At 37.7% G+C, this 20,418-nt stretch carries 17 protein-coding genes; 16 read left to right on the forward strand and 1 reads right to left on the reverse strand.

Annotated elements, in window-relative coordinates; genetic code table 11:
• Positions 1-23 precede the first annotated feature (23 nt).
• From BUC05_RS08220 to BUC05_RS08240, 5 genes are all read left to right on the forward strand, one after another.
• Positions 24-1,448 carry a spore germination protein gene (locus tag BUC05_RS08220; RefSeq protein WP_011248541.1) on the forward strand — a complete coding sequence of 475 codons (1,425 nt, stop codon included), beginning with the start codon at positions 24-26 and terminating at the stop codon, positions 1,446-1,448.
• 7 nt (positions 1,449-1,455) lie between these two features.
• Complete coding sequence (locus BUC05_RS08225; RefSeq protein WP_011248540.1) at positions 1,456-2,559, forward strand: GerAB/ArcD/ProY family transporter; 1,104 nt, start codon at positions 1,456-1,458, stop codon at positions 2,557-2,559.
• On the forward strand, positions 2,556-3,680 hold the full coding sequence (locus tag BUC05_RS08230; protein ID WP_011248539.1) for a Ger(x)C family spore germination protein: 1,125 nt from the start codon (positions 2,556-2,558) through the stop codon (positions 3,678-3,680). The genes BUC05_RS08225 and BUC05_RS08230 overlap by 4 nt, the downstream gene beginning before the upstream one ends.
• Positions 3,681-3,913: 233 nt before the next feature.
• A complete protein-coding gene (locus BUC05_RS08235) occupies positions 3,914-5,014 on the forward strand; it encodes a response regulator aspartate phosphatase (RefSeq protein WP_011248538.1) in 1,101 nt (366 codons plus the stop codon).
• Positions 5,015-5,747: 733 nt separating this feature from the next.
• Positions 5,748-5,942 carry a hypothetical protein gene (locus BUC05_RS08240; RefSeq protein ID WP_041824168.1) on the forward strand — a complete coding sequence of 65 codons (195 nt, stop codon included), beginning with the start codon at positions 5,748-5,750 and terminating at the stop codon, positions 5,940-5,942.
• Between the two features lie 175 nt (positions 5,943-6,117).
• On the opposite strand, the gene hag is transcribed toward BUC05_RS08240, so the two are convergent.
• A complete protein-coding gene (gene hag, locus BUC05_RS08245) occupies positions 6,118-7,026 on the reverse strand; it encodes a flagellin Hag (RefSeq protein WP_011248537.1) in 909 nt (302 codons plus the stop codon).
• Between the two features lie 701 nt (positions 7,027-7,727).
• On the opposite strand from hag, the gene galU reads away from it, so the two are divergent.
• From galU to BUC05_RS08300, 11 genes are all read left to right on the forward strand, one after another.
• Positions 7,728-8,606, forward strand: a complete 879-nt coding sequence (gene galU, locus BUC05_RS08250) for a UTP--glucose-1-phosphate uridylyltransferase GalU (protein WP_063609600.1) — start codon at positions 7,728-7,730, stop codon at positions 8,604-8,606.
• Positions 8,607-8,633: 27 nt separating this feature from the next.
• The gene (locus BUC05_RS08255) at positions 8,634-10,454 is read left to right on the forward strand and encodes a polysaccharide biosynthesis protein (RefSeq protein WP_073304539.1); all 1,821 of its coding nucleotides are present in this window, start codon (positions 8,634-8,636) and stop codon (positions 10,452-10,454) included.
• 18 nt (positions 10,455-10,472) lie between these two features.
• Positions 10,473-11,696 (forward strand): DegT/DnrJ/EryC1/StrS family aminotransferase, encoded by a 1,224-nt coding sequence (locus tag BUC05_RS08260; protein WP_073304541.1) that lies wholly within the window; start codon positions 10,473-10,475, stop codon positions 11,694-11,696.
• A 5-nt stretch (positions 11,697-11,701) separates the two neighbouring features.
• On the forward strand, positions 11,702-12,817 hold the full coding sequence (locus BUC05_RS08265) for an ATP-grasp domain-containing protein (RefSeq protein WP_073304543.1): 1,116 nt from the start codon (positions 11,702-11,704) through the stop codon (positions 12,815-12,817).
• Positions 12,818-12,880: 63 nt separating this feature from the next.
• Positions 12,881-13,774 (forward strand): NAD-dependent epimerase/dehydratase family protein, encoded by an 894-nt coding sequence (locus BUC05_RS08270; RefSeq protein ID WP_073304545.1) that lies wholly within the window; start codon positions 12,881-12,883, stop codon positions 13,772-13,774.
• Entirely contained in the window at positions 13,755-14,342 is a 588-nt protein-coding gene (locus tag BUC05_RS08275) for a sugar transferase (RefSeq protein ID WP_073304547.1), read from the forward strand. Before BUC05_RS08270 ends, BUC05_RS08275 begins: the two co-directional genes overlap by 20 nt.
• A 20-nt stretch (positions 14,343-14,362) precedes the next feature.
• Entirely contained in the window at positions 14,363-15,610 is a 1,248-nt protein-coding gene (locus tag BUC05_RS08280; protein ID WP_073304549.1) for a glycosyltransferase, read from the forward strand.
• Between the two features lie 20 nt (positions 15,611-15,630).
• On the forward strand, positions 15,631-16,860 hold the full coding sequence (locus BUC05_RS08285) for an O-antigen ligase family protein (protein ID WP_073304551.1): 1,230 nt from the start codon (positions 15,631-15,633) through the stop codon (positions 16,858-16,860).
• Between the two features lie 8 nt (positions 16,861-16,868).
• Positions 16,869-17,759, forward strand: coding sequence for a glycosyltransferase family 2 protein (locus BUC05_RS08290; RefSeq protein ID WP_073304553.1), 891 nt, complete (start codon positions 16,869-16,871; stop codon positions 17,757-17,759).
• The gene (locus BUC05_RS08295) at positions 17,749-18,996 is read left to right on the forward strand and encodes an oligosaccharide flippase family protein (protein ID WP_073304554.1); all 1,248 of its coding nucleotides are present in this window, start codon (positions 17,749-17,751) and stop codon (positions 18,994-18,996) included. Before BUC05_RS08290 ends, BUC05_RS08295 begins: the two co-directional genes overlap by 11 nt.
• A gap of 16 nt (positions 18,997-19,012) precedes the next feature.
• Positions 19,013-20,332, forward strand: a complete 1,320-nt coding sequence (locus tag BUC05_RS08300; protein ID WP_073304556.1) for a UDP-glucose dehydrogenase family protein — start codon at positions 19,013-19,015, stop codon at positions 20,330-20,332.
• Positions 20,333-20,418 lie beyond the last annotated feature (86 nt).

Raw genomic sequence — 20,418 nt, forward strand, 5'->3', positions numbered from 1 at the left:
ATGAATAGCCGGAGGAGCCTTTTATGGATGTGTTTGGTGCCGATTATGAACAAAATAAGAAAAAATTGGTCGAGGAAATAGGCGATCAAGCCGACTTGACGATTAAATATGCGTACGCGACTTCATTGGATAAGCAGTTGACGTTTTTTTATTTCGGAGAAGCGGACATGCAAAGAATGGAGAGCTGCCTTCGCTACTTAAATGGGTTGCCAGCCGCTTATTTTAAAAAGAGGGGCAGCGAGGAGGAGTGGGCGAAACCATCGATTAGCTATGCGGAGTCTGTAGAACTGGATGTCAAAAAAGCGGTCAAATCGCTGTATTTGGATCGGGTCGTCTTGCTGGTGGAGGGCGTCCCGTTTGCGTATGTGTTGCAGTTAAAAAAGGGAATGAACCGCAACGTGGAGCAGCCGACAATTGAGCCGGTTATCCGCGGCCCGAAAGTGTCGTTTATTGAGGATGTTAACGCAAACATTGCCTTAGTACGCCAGTATGGCGATGACGAAAACCTCATTGTCGCTGAACATGTTGTCCATTATAAAAACAAACAAAAGACGATCCGCTACATTCACCATAAAGAAAAAACAGAGCCTGCTGTTGTCGAAGAGGTAGCCGAGCGCCTGAAGGGCATTCAACACGCCAACATTGAGGATTCTGGTAAAGTTGAAAGTTTTTTGAACAACTCGCCTTTGTACTCGCCATTTCCGCAAATCCAGACAACAGAGCGGGTTGACCTGATTTTAGGCGGCCTAGAAGAAGGACGTGTCGCCATCTTTGTCGACGGCTCGCCGTTTGCGTTTATGGTGCCCACCACGTTTGAACAGCAACTGCAAGCGGCGGACGATTATTATGAGCGCTGGATGATTAGCTCTCTCATTCGCATACTCCGTTACATAGCTTTATTCATTACGTTGTTTGTTGCACCTGTTTACATCGCGCTTGTGTCTTTCCATCAAGGGCTCATACCGGACGAACTGTCGCTCACGATCATGAATACACGAATGAACGTGCCCTTTCCAGCGGCTGGCGAAGTCGTCGTGATGACGCTTTTTATAGAATTATTGCGTGAGGCGAGTATTCGCCTCCCTTCTCCCCTTGGGCAGACAATCGGCCTAGTTGGCGGCGTTGTTGTTGGCCAAGCTGTCGTTGAGGCCCATATTGTCAGCTCAATCATGGTCATCATCATAGCGCTGACAGCGATTTCGTCTTTTGCCGTGCCAATGTATAACTTGAGCTTGTCTTTTCGGCTTCTTAGCTTTGTCGCCATCCTCTTTGCCTCAATGTTCGGCCTGTTTGGCGTCGTTTGCTTTTTTATTGCCCTTACCATTCATTTAGCAAGCTTGCATAACTATGGCGTCCATTATTTTTCGCTTAAATTTTCATTCAAAAAACATGGCATTTACGATGCCATCCTCCGTTTGCCGACTGTACTGAAGGATAAGAAGGGGTGAATTGCACTTGGCCAAGACGAACGTTTATATGCAGCGGACACTGACTAATGTCCAGTTTGCGGCAGTATTGATGACGACGCTCCTCGGTGTGGGTGTGTTAAACTTGCCGCGGACGATGACCGTTAACTTAAATACGGCTGATGGCTGGATCTCGGTCCTGATTGCTGGCATAGCCGTAAGCCTCATTTTTTTGTTTAATGTCTTTGCCTTCAAGTCTCATCAGGTTGACTCGATTGACGTTTTTATGGAGAGAGCGTTCGGCAAGTGGGTAAGCAATTTTCTTTGCATCGTGATTGCCGTTTACTTTCTCGTCCAGTCCAGTTGGCAAGTCGTGGCCATGAGCGAAATGATCCGCTATTTTTTGCTAGAAGAAACGCCCTATTATGTCGTCATTGGAATGATTGTCATTTTAAGCGCGTATGCCGTGTTTTACCCGTTTGCAACGATTGCACGCATCTGCTGTTTTTTTCTGCCGATTTCCCTTATTGTGCTCTTGCTTATTCTCGGGCTTAGTGCAGAGGAAGTGGATGTGTATCGACTACGCCCTGTCGCTCCAGAAGGGTTTGGTCCGATTTTCGCCAATGTAACAGAGGCGCTCCAAGCTTTTCAAGGTGCTGAAGTTATGTTGCTTCTCCTCGCTTTTCTCCGAACAGGCACAAAGCCTAAGAAAAGCGGTGTACTTGCGTTTTCAACGATAACAGTGGTCTACATGTTAATTTATGGAATTGTGGTTTCCTCTCTAGGTGTGGCAGAAGTAAAAACGCTCGTGTGGCCAACGATTGCCTTGACACAAGCTGCAGAAAGTGGAGCGTTCTTTTCTGGTCGCTTAAATTCTTTGCTGATTAGTACATGGACACTGCAATTTTTTACGACCATTGTGCTTGCCTTGTTTGCGGCAGTCCATTTGCTTGATAAACGACTGCCGATCCGTCGTGGCTATTTGTTGTTTGTATGCACTGTGCTTGTTTTTGCGATTGGCATACTGCCACAGACGTACTACCAAATTTCAATGGTAGGCAAGTGGGAACAGTATGCTTTTTTGACTATTTTTGCGGTATTGCCATTCCTTTGTTACCTCACGGTTGCCATCAAAAAGAAGGTGAAGGCATGAAATATAAGATCATCGCGCTACTTGGCAGTGTGCTGCTCCTTACAGGTTGCTGGGACCACACGAATATTGAAGACTACTCACTCGTCATGGGCATTGGGCTTGGGATTGATGCAGAGGAAAAGGAAAAGGTCGGCATGCTGACGCAATTGTATCTGCCTGTTGCTGACGCCAAAGGTGTTGCCGAGCTTTCTTTTCGAAACCTTTATACAAAAGGAGAAACGGTCTTAGACGCAACGCGGGAATTGGAGTTAATTGACCAAGGAATATTAAGCGACCATCAACTCGTGCTCGTGTTTCATGAGGATGCGTTAAGAAAGTGGCGGGCCGAAGAGCTGATTAACCAAAAAATCCGCGACGAACGGGCAAGGAGGGGCATTCGGATATTTGTCACTGAGGTGCCGTTGCAAACACTGTTTAAGTATCCAGTAGAAGCAAGAGTAGCACCTACATCGAAAATGTTGGACGCGCTTGCGCAAAACACCGACCGCTCTACAAAAGTACTACCGCCGGTCACACTTGGGACGTTGTCTGACAACATTAATCGTGGCTACACGATGATTTTGCCAAAAGTGACAGTGAAAGACGGAAACTTGGAGCTAGACGGAGGCCAAATTTTAAAGAAAGGCGTCCATCTAGCCGATTCCCTCTCCCCTGACCAAATAACTAGCTTAAACTGGCTTACAGGCGAGGTGAAAGCGGGCGTCGTGCAGGCTAAAGTGGATGGCTACCGAGTGGTATATGAAGTATTAAGCTCTCGGATAGAGTCTGTTAAAACAACGCTTGAAAACGACAAACTTACGATGGACATTTATGTAAAATCAGATGGACGCCTGGCGGAAAACTGGGATCCGAAAGAAAATACGTACGATCCAACGTATTTAAAGAAACTGGAAGGGCTATTTGAAAAAACGGTAGAAACACAAGTGGACCAAATCGTCAATGACATGCAAACAAAATACGAGGCCGCTCCCTTTAAGCTTGTTAAATATGTACGCGTACAGCAATACCCATTTTGGAAAAAGAATAAAGACAACTGGGATGAAGTCTTTTCAGAGGCGACAGTCCGCTTCCATGTTGATTTGACGATTACCGACTTTGGCATTAGGGGGAAAAGGCAATAAGTGTGAAAAAGAGGACGTGTTCGATAGAATCAAGTTGACATTTACGGAGAGGGGAGAACACGTTCAAGTTAATATCGTTCTATGTAAAGGCGAGAGAAGCTTAATTCACTATTATTCTACAAAGTGCGACAAAAACAGCTAATTGAATGATGTTGGGAAATATCCAAATTCCTTACAATTCGAGAAAATTCCATTTATAATAGAAAGCAACATACTTGGTTTGGGGTGATCGGATGTCTACGGTAGTGCAGGCGGAAAAAGCGGGGGCGAAAATCGTTGACTGGTATAGTTGCATTATTTCGCGGTCAATCGACCAAGCGATTCTCCTTAAAGAACAAGCCAGCGCCCTCGTAAAAAACATGGAGCCAAATGACAAGATTTTAGCGTACTATTCATTAGTCGAATTTCGCCATGAAATGCTGCTCAGACAAAACGCAGGAATGGAAGAAGAAGAACGGTTTTCGAAAATTGAACCTATCCTAGAGAATACAGTCGACCATTTACTCAAGTACCTCTATTATTTCATCAGTGGGCAAAATGAATACATCAATGAACGTTACAAATCCGCGATCAAACTGTTTAGGAAAGCAGAGCGTTTATTAGAGTATGTCGATGACGATGCAGAAGAGGCTGAATTTTATTATTACGCAGGAGCCGTTTGTTACCGACTAAACCAATACCCTTTTGCGACCTCATATGTTGAGCAAGCTAAAACGATCTTTGACAGTCTTGGGTATGTGGATAAGGGTTTGAACTGCCAAATCATAATTGCTGCAACTAACTCCGAAGTCGGAAAGTATGAAAAAGCGGATGAAATCTTAAAAAATGCTTTACAGCAAGCAGAAATGCACCTTGAAACGAAAGCGCTCATTCTTCGTACCCTCGGACTAAATGCAATACGGAAAAGGGAGTGGGAAGAGGCAGAACATTATTTCAAGTCCGCCTTAGCGATTAAGGAACACCGCCAATCACCAGTAAGCATGAAAAGCCAATACAATTTGGCCAACGTCTTATTTCGTTTACAGAGGGATTTGGAAGCGCGGGAGTTTTTTAAAAAAGCGGAAGTAGGCATTCTTTATTACAGAAATACAGAATATTCGGCTCGGTCTCTAGTCACAAAAGGGCTTTATATTGAAAATGGAAACTTGGCATTAGTCAATAAGGGCATCGATCTTCTAAGAGAACACTCTTTAGAGTTTGAAATTGCTGAAGTGGCTGAAGAGACGTCTGCTTACCTTGAAAAAGCAGGAAAATCACAAGAAGCATTGAAGTATATGAAAGTCGCTTACGAAGCAAAGCTAAATCAAAATGCACTGGGAGTTGATCAAGCATGAAAAAACTTCTCTTGACTTTAGTGTTGGTACTTGCCTTTACTGGATTTCAAGGTCTTGCACAGTCAAATGGGAACCCAATTCAACCACATGATAAAACAGACATTGCAAGTTAATTTTTTTAGCAAGAGAAAGCCTAAATAGCAAAAGCCTGAAGATGCCTGTAGATTGACCGTTTACAACCAAGAAAACCAAAAATCAATGGGGGTCGATCAGGAGTGAAAAAACTTCTTTTAACTTTAGTGGTGGTACTAGCATTTACAGGAACCCAAGGTCTAGCGCAGACAAGTGATGGGAATGTATTCCAACCACATGACAAAGCGGATGGTGTTAGTTGATTTTTTAGAGCAAGTGGAAGCCTAAATTAGCAAATACCTGAAGATACCAGTAGATTGAAGCAAAAGCATAAATCAATGGGGGTCGATCAGGAGTGAAAAAACTTCTTTTAACTTTAGTGATAGTATTTGCATTTACTGGATTTCAAAGCCTGACGCAAACAAGTGATGGAAATGTATTCCAACCAGATGATAAAACGGATGGTGCTAGTTAAGTAGCTTTTTTCAATACAAAATGAAAATGCCTGTTAAGAAAATACGCAGTATACTAAAAAACAACACTGCTATAACAGATGGCCGGATAGCCATCTGTTTTTTTGTATTACCCAAGAAGGTGAAGCACTTGGTTTGTTTTAGCCGATAGATAGAAAGGGAAACAGACTATAAAAGGAGGCGATTATTTGGAAAGTAAAGAAATAAAGGTTAAAAATCATTGGGGAAAATTAACTGTTTGTTTGTTAATCGCTATTGCCATTACATTACCCGTACAAATTTGGGTTGATAGCGGATGGAAAATGGCGTACTTTTTACCCGTATTCATGACTGCTTGGGGAATATTCTATACATGGGCTGGAAAGGAAGAAAATAAGAAATAAAGTGATTATACATAATAGGAATTTTAAAGAATCCTTTGGTCGGCACTATTACTGCTGCTTTTGTTTTCTATGGAAACGATTCGTGGAAAGATAAAACGACTTATCGTGTTAAGAGAAAATTTCGTTATCTCGTTTAATAAAAAACAGATGGCCGGATAGCCATCTGTTTTTTGTATTACCCAAGAAGTTGAAGCACTTGTTGTGGCGCTTGGTTTGCTTGAGCAAGCATTGATTGAGAAGCTTGGGAAAGAATGTTGCTCTTTGTGTATTCCATGATTTCTTTCGCCATGTCAACGTCACGGATACGAGACTCAGCAGCTTGAAGGTTCTCAGAAGAGTTGTCCAAGTTAGAGATCGTGTGCTCAAGACGGTTTTGCGCAGCACCAAGGCTAGAGCGTTGTTTTGATACTTGTTTGATCGCATTTTCAACAGCAGCTAGTTGTGTGTCAAAGCCTTCCTCATCTGTCGCATCTGGATCAGCAAACTTTGTCACATCGATATCGGAAATTTTTAATCCGTCATCGCCTTCAGTACCAAGTGCAGTAGCGCTCATGTCGCCGATTTCGATTGTAATCGTTTGTCCTTGGTTCGCACCAATTTGGAAAGTGAAAGAAGCAGGGGCAGAAGCGCCAGCATCATCTGTTGCGCCTTTCAACAAATCTTTGCCGTTGAATGCAGTACGGTCAGAAATCCCTTTGCTTCCATCAGTCATGCCACCGATTTCTTCTTTAAGCGAGTTGATTTCATCTTGGATCGCTTGAAGGTCTTCGTCTTGGTTTGTGCCTGTGTTTCCTGCTTGTACAACAAGCTCACGCATACGTTGAAGGATGCTGTGCGTTTCGTCAAGGGCACCTTCAGCTGTTTGGATAAGAGAGATCCCGTCTTGTGCGTTACGGCTCGCTTGATCCAAACCACGGATTTGCGCACGCATTTTTTCTGAAATCGAAAGACCAGCTGCGTCATCCCCTGCACGGTTGATGCGTAGACCAGAAGAAAGCTTTTCTTGTGCTTTTGAAGCAGCACCTTGGTTGATGCCGAGTTGGCGATGAGCGTTCATCGCAGACAGGTTGTTATTGATGATCATAGTCGTCACACTTCCTTTTGTTTTTTGTTACCTCATCCTTGAGGATTTGTAGAAGCGCTGTGCTTCTAATTTTTTTATCGGATTGTCTGGAGAATTGTTTACAGGCTTTTGAGGATTTTTTTGATCAGACCTTAGTCTCATTTAAATTTATTCTCAACAGGGAAAAGAGAGCAAGAAATTAATGCGTTTAAATGGCTAAAAGTAGCTTTTTCCAGCTTGAAAATAGAAGAAATAAAAAATAAAATCTTTGTAATAAAGGTAGATGGAAGGTCTTTGGAAGTGGTAAAATAGTTTTGCTTGATGCATTCTGGCATTATTTTAATATGTATTTAGCCTTCATGTCATATTTGTCTTTTTAAATAGACCAAAAGAATCGTTTTATGTCATGATTCTAAAAAAACCACAAAATCCTTTAAAGTTAGTGTATATTAGTCAATAATCGACATTTTTTAGCCGATATAAGTAGAATGGGTTCGGTTACGCCTTCTTTACCGTTATCAAGGAAGGTACTCGGCCATGCTAAGGGAAGTATTATTCCTTAGGCGCATGTCGCCGCCAGCATGGTGTGAGGGGAGGTTCGATGCCTCAAGGGCTAAGCCCAAAATACTAGAGCGAATTGAAAAGATAGAAAAACGCTTACATCCTTGGCGCGTGAGCCTTTTTCTATCTTTTTTATTTTGTCAACACGGAGGGATTCAATTATGTCAAAAGTAAAAAAAGCGATTATTCCAGCAGCTGGCCTTGGAACGCGCTTCCTGCCAGCGACGAAAGCAATGCCGAAAGAAATGTTGCCAATTGTCGATAAACCGACCATCCAATACATCATTGAAGAAGCGATTGAAGCTGGCATCGAAGACATCATTATTGTGACAGGCAAAGGAAAACGAGCGATAGAAGACCATTTTGACCATTCATTTGAACTCGAACAAAATTTGTTCAACAAAGGCAAACTCGACATGCTTGAAAAAGTCCAAGCTTCATCAAAAGTTGAACTCCACTACATCCGGCAAAAAGAACCAAAAGGACTTGGACACGCCGTCTGGTGCGCTCGTAAGTTTATTGGCAATGAACCATTTGCTGTCCTCCTCGGCGACGATATCGTTCAGGCAGAAACGCCAGGCCTCAAACAACTCATGAATCAATACGACCAAACCGAACGCTCTGTCATCGGCGTCCAACCCGTACCGGAAAACGAAACGCACCGCTACGGCATCATCGACCCAGAATCACAAAACGGCCGCCTGTATCGAGTATCCAGCTTTGTTGAAAAGCCAAAACAAGGCACAGCACCATCCAACTTAGCCATCATGGGCCGCTATATCCTCACACCAGAGATTTTTACGTTCCTAGAAAAACAAGAAACAGGCGCTGGTGGCGAAATCCAGCTAACCGATGCAATCCAAACATTGAACGAACAACAAAGCGTCTACGCCTACGACTTTGAAGGCAAACGTTTCGACGTTGGCGAAAAACTCGGCTTCGTCCTCACGCAATTGGAATTTGCGTTGGAGCGGGAGGAATTGAGAGATGCGTTGTTGGAGAAGATGCGGGAGTATGTTGAACTTTACTATGTTAAATAATTTGTGATTGAGGAGAGATAGTTGTTAATGAAGATGAAGCAAAGGTTATTAGCCCTAATATTAATCGATTCTGCAATCGTTCTCTTTTCAATTTATGTATGCAATTTTATATTAAATGCAGGGTATCCGTCGTTAACAGAAATTCTTGTTGTTAGTTCAATTGTGCTACTAGTAGTTCACCATATATGCGCCTACAAATTTAAGCTATACAAACGAGCTTGGGAATACGCGAGTGTATCAGAATTAAAAGCTATTTTATATGCTGTTACAATTTCAATAATTAGTAGCGGTTTAGTACAACTCCTATTTTTTCAAGAATTTTTTGTCCGTACTCTAATTATGACGTGGATGATGCATGTGATCTTAATTGGTGGCTCACGTATGTCTTGGCGTGTTTATAAAGATACATACACGGTAAATAAAAAAGACGGTAAACGTACATTAATTGTTGGAGCTGGTTCGGCTGGAACAATGGTTGCACGGCAATTGAAACAAGATCAAGATACCACATTAAAACCGATTGGTTTTATTGATGATAATTTCACGAAACATGGTTTAGAAATTTTGGAGTTGCCTGTGTTCGGTGGGACAAAAGATATTAATAAATATGTAGAGACTTATAAAGTTGAACATATTATTATCGCCATACCCTCACTGAACAGAGAGGATTTAAATCGAATTGTTAAGTTATGCACTGATACAAAAATAAAAACGCAAACCCTCCCCCGTATGGAAGACTTAGTGTTAGGGTCCCTCCAAGTAAGTCAATTTAAGGATGTCGAGGTAGAAGATCTACTAGGCAGAGAGCCAGTGGAACTTGATGTTGATGGCATTGCTAAATATATTTCAGGAGAAACGATTCTTGTTACTGGCGCAGGTGGATCTATTGGTTCGGAGATTTGTAGGCAGGTTGCCCGTTTCTCCCCTAAACAATTAATTTTATTAGGCCATGGTGAAAACAGTATTTATACTATTGAAATGGAATTGCGAAGGACAGTTCCCGATTTAAGCATTGATACAGAGATTGCCGATATTCAGGATAGAGATAAAATGTATGCTATTATGCAGAAACGGCGTCCATATGTTATTTTTCATGCTGCTGCTCATAAGCATGTTCCCCTGATGGAACGAAACCCAGAGGAAGCAGTGAAAAATAATATCATAGGAACTAAAAATGTGGCAGAAGCCGCAGATATGGCTGGAGTTAATACTTTTGTGATGATTTCTAGCGATAAAGCTGTCAACCCAACAAGCGTAATGGGAGCAACAAAAAGGATTGCAGAAATGGTCATTCAGCACATGGATATGGTAAGTGAAACACGTTTTGTAGCAGTAAGGTTTGGGAACGTTCTTGGAAGCCGCGGCAGCGTCATCCCTTTATTTAAGGAACAAATAAAAAATGGGGGACCTGTAACTGTTACTCATCCTGAAATGGAACGTTATTTTATGACCATTCCTGAAGCTTCCCGATTAGTACTCCAAGCAGGTTCACTAGCTGGGGGTGGGGAAGTGTTTGTTTTGGATATGGGAGAACCAGTTAAGATTGTTGACCTAGCGAAAAACTTAATACGATTGTCTGGTTATAGTGAAGAGGACATTGGGATTAAATTTACGGGGATTCGCCCTGGAGAAAAAATGTTTGAGGAATTGCTTGATGAAAATGAACTTCATCAAGAGCAAATTTATCCTAAAATTTATTGTGGGAAAACTCCTCCAATCAACATTGATGTGGTTTATAATTTGATTAATGACTTTTATAAAATTGATCGTAAAACGTTAAAAGGCGAAGTATTAGGAATCGCTAATTACAGTGTTGATAATTTAAAAGCTCTAGATACTGTGAATTAACGTGAAAGAAGGAGAAAAATGACTAAATTAAAGCGACAAATTCCTTTCTCTCCTCCTGATATAACAGACGAGGATATAAGAGAGGTTATAGATACTTTAAAGTCTGGTTGGATTACAACTGGCCCAAAAACCAAAAAATTTGAAGAGCGGATAGCGAATTATTGTATGACAAATAAGGCCGCGGCATTAAATTCTGCTACTGCTTGTATGGAAATGACTTTAAGACTTTTAGGAATCGGTGAAGGGGACGAAGTAATAACTTCAGCCTATACATACACCGCTTCTGCGAGTGTAATTGATCATGTTGGAGCAAAAATAGTTTTAGTAGATACGAAAAAAGGTTCATACCATTTAGACTACGATGCAGTTGAGAGGGCTATTACTGAACGTACAAAAGCTATTATCGCAGTTGATATTGCGGGTGTGATATGTGACTACGAGCGTCTTTTACAAATAGTAGAAGCAAAAAGACATCTTTTTAAAGCAGAAAATTTATTTCAAGAAGCTTTTAATCGGGTAATTTTGATTGCTGATGCAGCCCATTCTTTTGGTGCAACTCGTAATTCAAAAATTAGTGGCAGTATTGCAGACTTTACCTGTTTTTCCTTTCATGCTGTTAAGAACTTAACCACAGGTGAAGGAGGCGCGGTTACTTGGAAAGCATTAAAGGGAATAGACGACAAATTGCTATATCAACAGTATATGAACTTGTCTCTCCATGGTCAAAGTAAAGATGCGCTGGCCAAAACAAAACATGGGGCTTGGGAATATGATATTGTATCAACTGCTTATAAATGCAATATGACTGATATTGCAGCATCGATTGGTTTACGGCAGTTAGATAGATATGATATCACTTTAGAGAAGAGAAAGCGGATTATTAATAGTTACAAAAAACTATTAAGTAATTCGAAGATAGAACCTCTGAATCATTTTAACAAGTTTTCTAACTCGAGTGGACATCTTTTCTTGTGTAGAGTAAAAGGATTAGAGGAAAAAGATAGAAATGAGATAATTGCTGAAATGGCGGAGAAGGGCATAGCCACTAATGTACATTATAAACCACTCCCGATGCTGACAGCATATATAAGACTTGGATTTAAAATTGAAGATTTTCCAAATGCATACGAAATGTATAAAAATGAAATTTCGTTGCCGTTATATACATCCCTTAAGGATTGTGATGTTGATTATACTGCCAATAGTTTTTTGGAAATAGTAAATAAACGAGATGCCAGGTGATAAACTTGAATAAAAAAGTGTTAATTTTAGGTGTAGCTGCAGTACAAAGAGATGCTATTGTAGAACTTAAAAATCAAGGGCATGAAGTACATGCTTGTGCAATGGCTAAAGATGGTCCTGGAGCTGATGCAGCTGACTATTTTACCAAGATAAATATTTTAGATGAAGAAGCAATAATAAATTATGTTAAAAATAATAGCATAGATCTAGTATATTCAGTCGGATCTGATATAGCTATACCAATAGCGAGCTCCATAAGCGAAAAGTTGAACTTGCCTTACTTCGTTACGAAACAAACAGCATTAATATGTAATAATAAAGATTTAATGAGAAGTACGCTGGGAAGTGATTTTTACGGCAATGTTAAATTTCAAGTTATTGAATCAGAGATTGATGATAAAGAGATTATTTTAGAGTACCCTTTTATACTAAAGCCAACAGATTCTCAGGGACAAAGAGGAGTATTCTTAATAAAGACCTACGAAGATTTTAAAAAGAACTACCTGGAGGCAAGAAAGTATTCTAGGTCGGGCCGGGTCATTATCGAACAATATATCTCCGGGCCAGAAATATCAGTTAATGGGTACATTGTTAATGGTGAAGTCAAATTCTTAATTTCTTCTGACAGAGAAACCTGGCCGGAGTATACGGGTTTAATTAAAAAACATGTAGTTCCATCCCAAAAGGTGTCAAATAAACTTCAAAAGAATATTTTTGAAATTGCAAGTAAGGCTTGTGAAAAACTAGGGATTTTAAATGGACCTTTTTATCTTCAGATGAAGATGGATAATGATTTACCTTATATTATCGAAATTACTCCTAGACTAGATGGTTGTCACATGTGGAAGTTATTAAAATATTATTCGGAAATAAACTTGATAAAGTTAACTTTTAACCATTTTTGCACCAATGATACTACCGAACTTAGCAAAATTACTTATACAAAAAAATCTAAATTAACTCTTGAGTTTGCATGTCAAATTCCTAATACTAAAGTTAATTATGATAATTTCGCTAAAAATACATCTTCCATTTTGGATAGTTATAAATACTACCCAGAAAATTCTGTGGTTAGACCCATAAATGGTGTATTTGAAAAGATCGGGTATTTTATTCATTAAGTTTACTTGGCCAGAATAATTTAAATTCTGGTCAATGAAGGTTTTGGTCTGGAGGGATAGATATTGCGAGTTGCAATTACTGGAGGCACAGGATTTCTGGGGAAAATTGTCTATTTGAAGCTGTTAGAAATGGGTTATCAGACTGCTGTTTTAACTAGAAGCTCCAGCGAAAATAATAACTATATAATAACAGATTACACGACAAACTCGTTAAAAGAAGCATTAAAAGGTTTTGATGCAGTAGTTCATTTAGCAGCAAAGAGGAGTAACGATAAGCTAATTGCTAACTACAAGGAGAATGAAACTGTTACACAGAATATATATGAAGCATGTGTTTATAATGAAATAAACAATATAGTATACGCTTCAACTATATCAGTGTACTCAGATATTACATGCTTACCGTGGAATGAGGAATTGTTACCAGACCCTGTTTCAATTTATGGTATTAGTAAATTAAGTGGTGAATATTTAGGAAACTATTACTCAAGAAATTATAATCTTAACGTAAAGAATTTAAGGTTAGCTCATTTATTCGGCTTTAATGAGATTAATAATTATATGATCAACTTGTTTATTAGACAAGCTTTTAATCAGCTTACGTTAACGTTAAATACACCGAGTAAGGCAAAAAGAGAGTTCCTATATGTTAAAGATGCCGCTAAAGCTATAGAATTAGCACTTAGAGAGAGTACACTTTGCGGGAATTTTAATATAGGCAGTGGAGAGGCGTTAACTAATTATGAAGTCGCGAAAAAAATCAATGAGTGTTTCCACAATGAAGGTAACCTAATAATAAAAGACAATGCCGCGAGCGAAACTATTAACTCTTCGTACATGGATAATAAAAAAGCAGAATTGAAATTGAAATTTACTCCTGATTATAGCTTTGATAAAGCGTTAGAAGAAATAAAGGGATTAATGAAAGGTTTGGATAATGTACCAATTTATTATTAAAAGATTGTTAGATATACTTATTGCTTTAATTTTACTTCCTATTTTAATCATTGTTTTTATACCAGTGTTTCTTCTTATTAAATTTGAAGATGGGGGACCTGTTTTTTACACTGGTATAAGGATAGGGAAGAATATGAAGCAATTTCATATGTATAAGTTTAGAACCATGAAAGTTAACGCCCCAGACATTAGAAATGGTGATGGAACAACCTATAACTCACAAGACGACCCAAGAGTTACTAAAGTTGGGAAATGGCTAAGGGTGACAAGTTTAGATGAAATACCTCAAATAATAAATGTACTGATCGGACAGATGAGTTTTATTGGCCCAAGACCTAGTCCTTTAGGAGATAAGAGTAATTATCCTGACGACTTTTTTAAAAAATTCGAAGTTTTACCGGGGATAACTGGATATAACCAAGCACTTCATCGGAATTCTTCAACAATGGACCAAAGAATTGCTAACGATAAATATTATGTTGAGAACATATCTTTTATTTTAGATGCGAAAATAGTAATTTTAACAATTAGGTCAGTCCTTGGTAGAAAAAACATACATAGAAATTAAACAAAGGTAAGGTGTGAGTTTTGAATAACACTTTAATACTACTAACCAATTATTATCCTTTTTTCAAAGGGGAAGAGTATTTAGAAACAGAAATTGATTATCTGTCTTCAGAGTTTGAAAAGATAATTATTTTCCCCACTATGGCATCAAATAAGATGAAAATAAATAGACCTTTGCCTTCAAATGTGCAGGTGGTAAATATTGATATAGATTTATCGAGAGGGAAGAAAATTCAACTACTTTCTAAAACAAAAATGTATATTAACAAAGAGTTTAAACAAATTTTAAAAGAGGAGAAGCATCTAAGTATAATCAATAAATTATATTCCACTTACTTTGAAGCAAGAAGTAATTATGTTTATAGTAAGATAACAAAAGAGCTAAATAAAATAAATTTTTCAGGGAAGAAAGTTACAATTTATAGTTATTGGTTTTATGTTACAGCTAGAGTAGCAGTAAGTTTAAAGAATAAGTACTTTAAGGATAAAGATATATATACAGTTTCAAGAGCTCATCGTTATGATCTATATGAAAATGAAGCCCCATTAAAATTTTTACCACATAGAAATTATCTTTTGAAAAATTTAGATCAGGTTTTTCCTTGTTCTCAAAATGGCGCTGAATTCTTAACAAATAATTACCCTATTTATAAAGATAAGATTGAAGTTAAAAGGTTAGGAACCACAAAACAAAATATTAAAGTGAAAAAACCTAAGCAGTGTTTTCGAATTGTTACTTGTTCAGCGTTACGAAAGGTAAAAAGAGTTGATATGTTAGTGGATGCTTTGGAAGAATTAGATATAAATAAAATAAACTATGAATGGGTTCACATTGGTAGTGGAACAGAGTTTAATAAAATCAAATCAAAAGCAGAGAAACAATTGAACAGAAAAAATTATAAATTCTTAGGTTCCCTTAAGAATAAAGAAGTAATAAAGTGGTATAAGCAAAATGATGTTAGTGTGTTTGTAAATTTGTCTTCTTCTGAAGGAGTACCAGTTTCCATAATGGAGGCAATGTCTTTGGGTATTCCAGTAATTGCCACGGATGTAGGTGGAACAAAAGAGCTTGTTAGAGACAAGGTAAATGGATTTTTACTAAATCAATATTGTAATAAAAGTGATGTGGCTAATACTCTAATTAAGTTTTATCAACTAGAAGACAACGTAGAAGAAAAAATGAGACAGTCTGCTTTAAATATGTGGATTCAAAGTTGTGATGCTGAGAAATTATATAAGGAATTTGCAATGATGTTAAGAGTATCTTAATAACTTAGGCAGGAGTAAAAATGAACCAGAGTTCAAATCAATCATCAGTTATTATAATTTTAAATGCTTTTATATTAAATGTCCTGGTTAATGCTGAATATATATATAACTCTATTGGTTTTTTATATAACCTAAAAGGTATGGCCTTAGGTTTAATAATTATACTTTTAATCGTGAGTACAATTATTAATTTCCATAAAATCAGATTTAATATCCTATGTCTTACTATGCTTTTGTTTGCTTCCTATGTAGTCATTAGTTATTTATATATAACCCCTGCAACCTTGTATGGGTATACAAAAACAATTGGCTGCGTTGTGGCTTTCATTTTAATAACATATCCTTTAGTAACGACATATACAATGGACGATATTAGAAAGTTCCTTTACGTTTACTTTGTACTAGACATATTATTATTGATATTTGTGATTTTTTATAATGGGGCTTATGATATTAGCCAATATTCAAGACTGGAAATTGGAGAAATTAATCCTATATGGCTTGCTAGGTTAGTTGGGGAAGTGGCTATTATGACATACTTCATTCTTTCTAAGAAATGGGCTGTACTGAAGTATGTTTTAATGACTATATTATTAATTATTCTTTTGGCATCTGGTTCAAAAGGCCCGTTGATTGCATTATTGATTTCAATTATTGCAATAGATGTATTTTATTCAAATAAAAGTGTAACTCTTAAGTACTTATTAAAAACCTATTTTAAGAGTATATTAGTAATTACTTCAGGGATCGTTTTTATTAGGTTTGTAGTATTGAATTTCTTTGATTTAGAGTACATTATTAGTAGGTTCTCTATATTGGATGCTGAATCACAGTACGGCGAATTGTCTCGAATGAATTTAATTTCCAGGGCAGTAGATTATTTTTTTGAGAATCCACTATTAGGAAAAGGTATTGGCGCATTTGGAGTTTTGACACATGGATATGACTATAGGAGATATCCTCATAATATCTTTATTGAGGCTTTAACTGAACTGGGCTTAGTGGGTTTCCTACTTATCTTGCTTTCAATATCTATTGTATTTATTTCCTTTATTAAGAGAGTGAGACTAAAAAAATACACGGAAGACCATAATTTAACATTTAGGGTCTTGGGCGCTTTGTTTATCTTTTACTTTATAAATGCAAATGTTTCCGGCGATCTAACCTACAGTAATATGAAGTTGTTCTTTTTCATGGGGCTGTTAAATTACGCTTTTTTGGCTATAAAAATTAATACAGGGAGAACTTGAATTAAATTATGTCGAGACCTAAAGTTAGTGTTGTAATACCTACATACAACCGAGCAAACGTATTGAAACGAGCAGTTAATAGTGTACTTAATCAAACATATGACAATATTGAATTGATTGTAGTGGATGATGCGTCGACAGATGACACAAAAAGTTTATTAGAATCAATTACGGACAAACGATTTAAATACATTAAACTTGATAAAAATTCAAAGGGGAAGTTACCTAGAAATATAGGAATAAAAAATAGTACAGGAAAATATATAGCCTTTTTAGATTCTGACGATGAATGGTTGCCAGAAAAACTGGAACTACAAATAAAAAAAATTTGTGAGTTAGACAATGAAAATTTTATTTGTTTTACAGACTTAATGTTAAATAATGGTAAAAAATTATTGGCTAAAGATCAGATAACCTATAACAACTCGACAGACATAATGGAATACATCTTAGTGCAAAACAATATTGTTCAAACTAGCACATACTTGTTACCAACAAGTTTAGCAAAAAGAATAATGTTTAATGAAGAATTGAGTAAACATCAAGATTGGGATTTTTGCTTACGACTTAGGGAAATGGGCGCTAGGTTTATCCATTTGAATGAGAAATTAACAGTTTGGCACGTTGATCCTAGAGAAGATAGAAAAAGTAATAATAGAGACTACAAAGCATCCCTAAACTGGTTTGAAGCAAATTTAAGCCTTTTTACGGAACGTGCAAAATATGCTTTTATTGCAAAATATTTACTTGAATTTTATCAACAAAAATATGGCAAGATATATACTATAAAAATCTTATTAAAGTCTTATTTTAATGGCTCTATAAAAAGTGTTATCTTTTTACGCAAGATAGTAAAAATAAGTCTCCCAGTTTTATTACGGAGGAAAAATGGTAAATAAAAGGCTTTTTAAGAATATATTCTCTTTAATAGTTTTGCAAGGTAGTAATTATATATTTCCGTTACTGACTTTTCCATATTTGGTAAGAGTCTTAGGTGTGGGGAATTACGGTATATTGATGCTATGTACATCTATTATGATATTTATAAATGTTATAATTGATTACGGGTTTAACATAACTGCTACTAAATATATTTCAATAAATAAACAAGATCATAACAAAGTAAATCAAAAATTTATTGATGTCCTTTCAATAAAAATAGTTTTTACGTTAATCGCAGGGGGTATTATATTTTTTTTGTTAACTATTCTCCCTTTCGATAAAACAATGCGTATTTGTATAGGGATAAGTTATCTAATCTTATTGGGAAATACACTTTTTCCAATTTGGTTATTCCAAGGCCTTGAAAAAATGGGTGTAATAACATATGTTAATATAATTGCGCGTTTTTTAGTTACTGTATTTGTTTTTAGTTTAGTTAATTCTATTGAGGATCTTTATTTAGCTGTTTTTTTACAAACTTTGTATTATGTAGTACCAGGTTTTTTGGCACTGTATTTTATAAAGTTCAAATTGAAATATGAAATTAAATTGTCATTCAGCCCAATAAGAATTCAACAGGAGTTAAAAGAAGGCTTTTATGTATTTTTAACTACTCTTTGGATAAATTTTTATAATAACGGTCCTCTACTTTTAGTTGGCATGATTTCCGGTAATTTATCAGCTGGTAATTATGGAATTGGTCAGAGAATACAAAGTGCCTTCTTTGGTTTGTCTCAACCCTTTACGCAAGCTCTATATCCTTTTATTTGTAACATATATGAAAAGGACAAAAAGCATTACAATAGAATAATTAAAATAATATTAACGAGCTTTTTAATTAGCAGTCTTTTAATTGTGATTATCTTAAATAGTTTATTAGACTATATTGTTCTATTAGTTGTAGGTGAATTGAATCACACTATTGGCAAATTAGTAGGCTTGTTTTCGTATATAATTTTTTTGGGTATTTTAAACACAATTTTATCAAGAATTTTATACTCGATGAATAAACAAAAGGTATTGAATAAGGTATATATGATTGGTGGTCTAATTTTTCTAAGTTTATCATACCCGTTTACTTTTTTCGGCGATGAATTTGGCATGGCTTTTTTAGTAATTCTAGTAGAGTGTACGATCTTAATTTCAAATCTTTCTATAACGTTTAAAGCATTAAAGAAGTTAAATACCGATTAGAAGGGGTTAATACCTTATGAAAAACATCGCCGTCGTCGGCACCGGCTACGTTGGCCTCGTAACCGGCGTTGCCTTGTCGGATATTGGCCATTCGGTTACGTGCGTAGACATTGATGAACAGAAAGTTGAATTGATGCAAAGCGGTGTTTCTCCCATTTATGAACCGGGTTTGTCGGAGCTAATGACGAAAAACATTAAAGCAGGTCGGTTGTCCTTTACGACTAAGCATCAACAGGCATTTGCAGGGGCTGATGCGATTTATATAGCGGTGGGCACTCCACAGAAGGAAGATGGCACGGCTGACCTTCGCTTTATTGAAGCTGTCGCAGACCATATTGCTGAGCACCTTACCCATTATGCAGTGGTTGTCACGAAAAGCACGGTACCGGTTGGAACCAATGATTACATTAAATCTTACATTGAAAAGCATACGGATGTACCATTTGATGTTGTCTCGAATCCTGAGTTTTTGCGTGAAGGTTCAGCGGTACATGATACGTTCCATGGTGACCGGATTGTCATCGGCGCCGACAGTGTGGTGGCAGGTGATTTGATTGAGGAAATCAACAAGCCGTTTGGCATTCCTGTTTTTCGGACGGACATTCGCAGCGCTGAGATGATTAAGTATGCGTCGAATGCGTTTCTAGCCACCAAGATCAGTTTTGTCAATGAGATTGCCAATTTGTGCGAGAAATTGAATGCGAACGTAGATGATGTTGCGAGAGGCATGGGACAAGACAAGCGGATTGGCAATAAATTTTTAAATGCCGGGATTGGCTATGGTGGCTCCTGTTTTCCGAAGGATACGAGCGCGCTTGTGCAAATTGCCGGCAATGTGGAGCATGAATTTACACTGTTAAAAGCGGTCATTGAAGTCAATTATAAGCAACAACGCCTGCTTGTTGAAAAAGCGAGAGAACACTTTGGTTCGTTGCGTGGTAAAACGATTGCGATGTTAGGGCTGGCGTTTAAGCCGAATACGGATGATATGCGTGAAGCGGCTTCTATTATTCTAGTGCAAGAACTTATTTTAGCAGGCGCCCGCGTTGTCGCGTATGACCCGATCGCCATGGAGAATGCGAGAAACGTGCTTCCCGCCGCTGTCGACTACGCAGACAGTGCGTTTGCTGCTATTCAAGGCGCAGATACAGCTTTTGTGGTAACCGAGTGGGATGAGATTTGTGCCCTCACGCCTGGAGATTTTAAAGCGAATTTAAAAGAGCCGGTAGTGTTTGATGGGCGCAATTGCTTTAACATCGAAACGATGAAAGAAGCTGGATTGAATTACTATTCTGTGGGGCGTCCAGTTGTAAAGACGGAGAAAGAGTTAGTTTGAAATAAACCGCCTGTATGTCTAGCATGGACCGTACAGGCGGTTTAGCTTGGTCTGTTGTGAATGTTTCTTCTTTCTAAGGGGGGAGG

Source organism: Shouchella rhizosphaerae, from assembly GCF_900142675.1.
GTDB classification, from domain to species: Bacteria; Bacillota; Bacilli; order Bacillales; family Bacillaceae_D; genus Shouchella; species Shouchella rhizosphaerae.

Excerpts from the sequence above, each read along its gene's own strand:
- BUC05_RS08285 (WP_073304551.1), top strand. The coding sequence starts at position 15,631 with ATGAACCAGAGTTCAAATCAATCATCAGTTATTATAATTTTAAATGCT.
- BUC05_RS08255 (WP_073304539.1), top strand. The coding sequence starts at position 8,634 with ATGAAGATGAAGCAAAGGTTATTAGCCCTAATATTAATCGATTCTGCA.
- hag (WP_011248537.1), bottom strand. The coding sequence starts at position 7,026 with ATGATCATCAATAACAACCTGTCTGCGATGAACGCTCATCGCCAACTC.
- BUC05_RS08275 (WP_073304547.1), top strand. The coding sequence starts at position 13,755 with ATGTACCAATTTATTATTAAAAGATTGTTAGATATACTTATTGCTTTA.
- BUC05_RS08295 (WP_073304554.1), top strand. The coding sequence starts at position 17,749 with ATGGTAAATAAAAGGCTTTTTAAGAATATATTCTCTTTAATAGTTTTG.
- BUC05_RS08260 (WP_073304541.1), top strand. The coding sequence starts at position 10,473 with ATGACTAAATTAAAGCGACAAATTCCTTTCTCTCCTCCTGATATAACA.
- BUC05_RS08230 (WP_011248539.1), top strand. The coding sequence starts at position 2,556 with ATGAAATATAAGATCATCGCGCTACTTGGCAGTGTGCTGCTCCTTACA.
- BUC05_RS08220 (WP_011248541.1), top strand. The coding sequence starts at position 24 with ATGGATGTGTTTGGTGCCGATTATGAACAAAATAAGAAAAAATTGGTC.
- BUC05_RS08235 (WP_011248538.1), top strand. The coding sequence starts at position 3,914 with ATGTCTACGGTAGTGCAGGCGGAAAAAGCGGGGGCGAAAATCGTTGAC.
- galU (WP_063609600.1), top strand. The coding sequence starts at position 7,728 with ATGTCAAAAGTAAAAAAAGCGATTATTCCAGCAGCTGGCCTTGGAACG.
- BUC05_RS08300 (WP_073304556.1), top strand. The coding sequence starts at position 19,013 with ATGAAAAACATCGCCGTCGTCGGCACCGGCTACGTTGGCCTCGTAACC.
- BUC05_RS08290 (WP_073304553.1), top strand. The coding sequence starts at position 16,869 with ATGTCGAGACCTAAAGTTAGTGTTGTAATACCTACATACAACCGAGCA.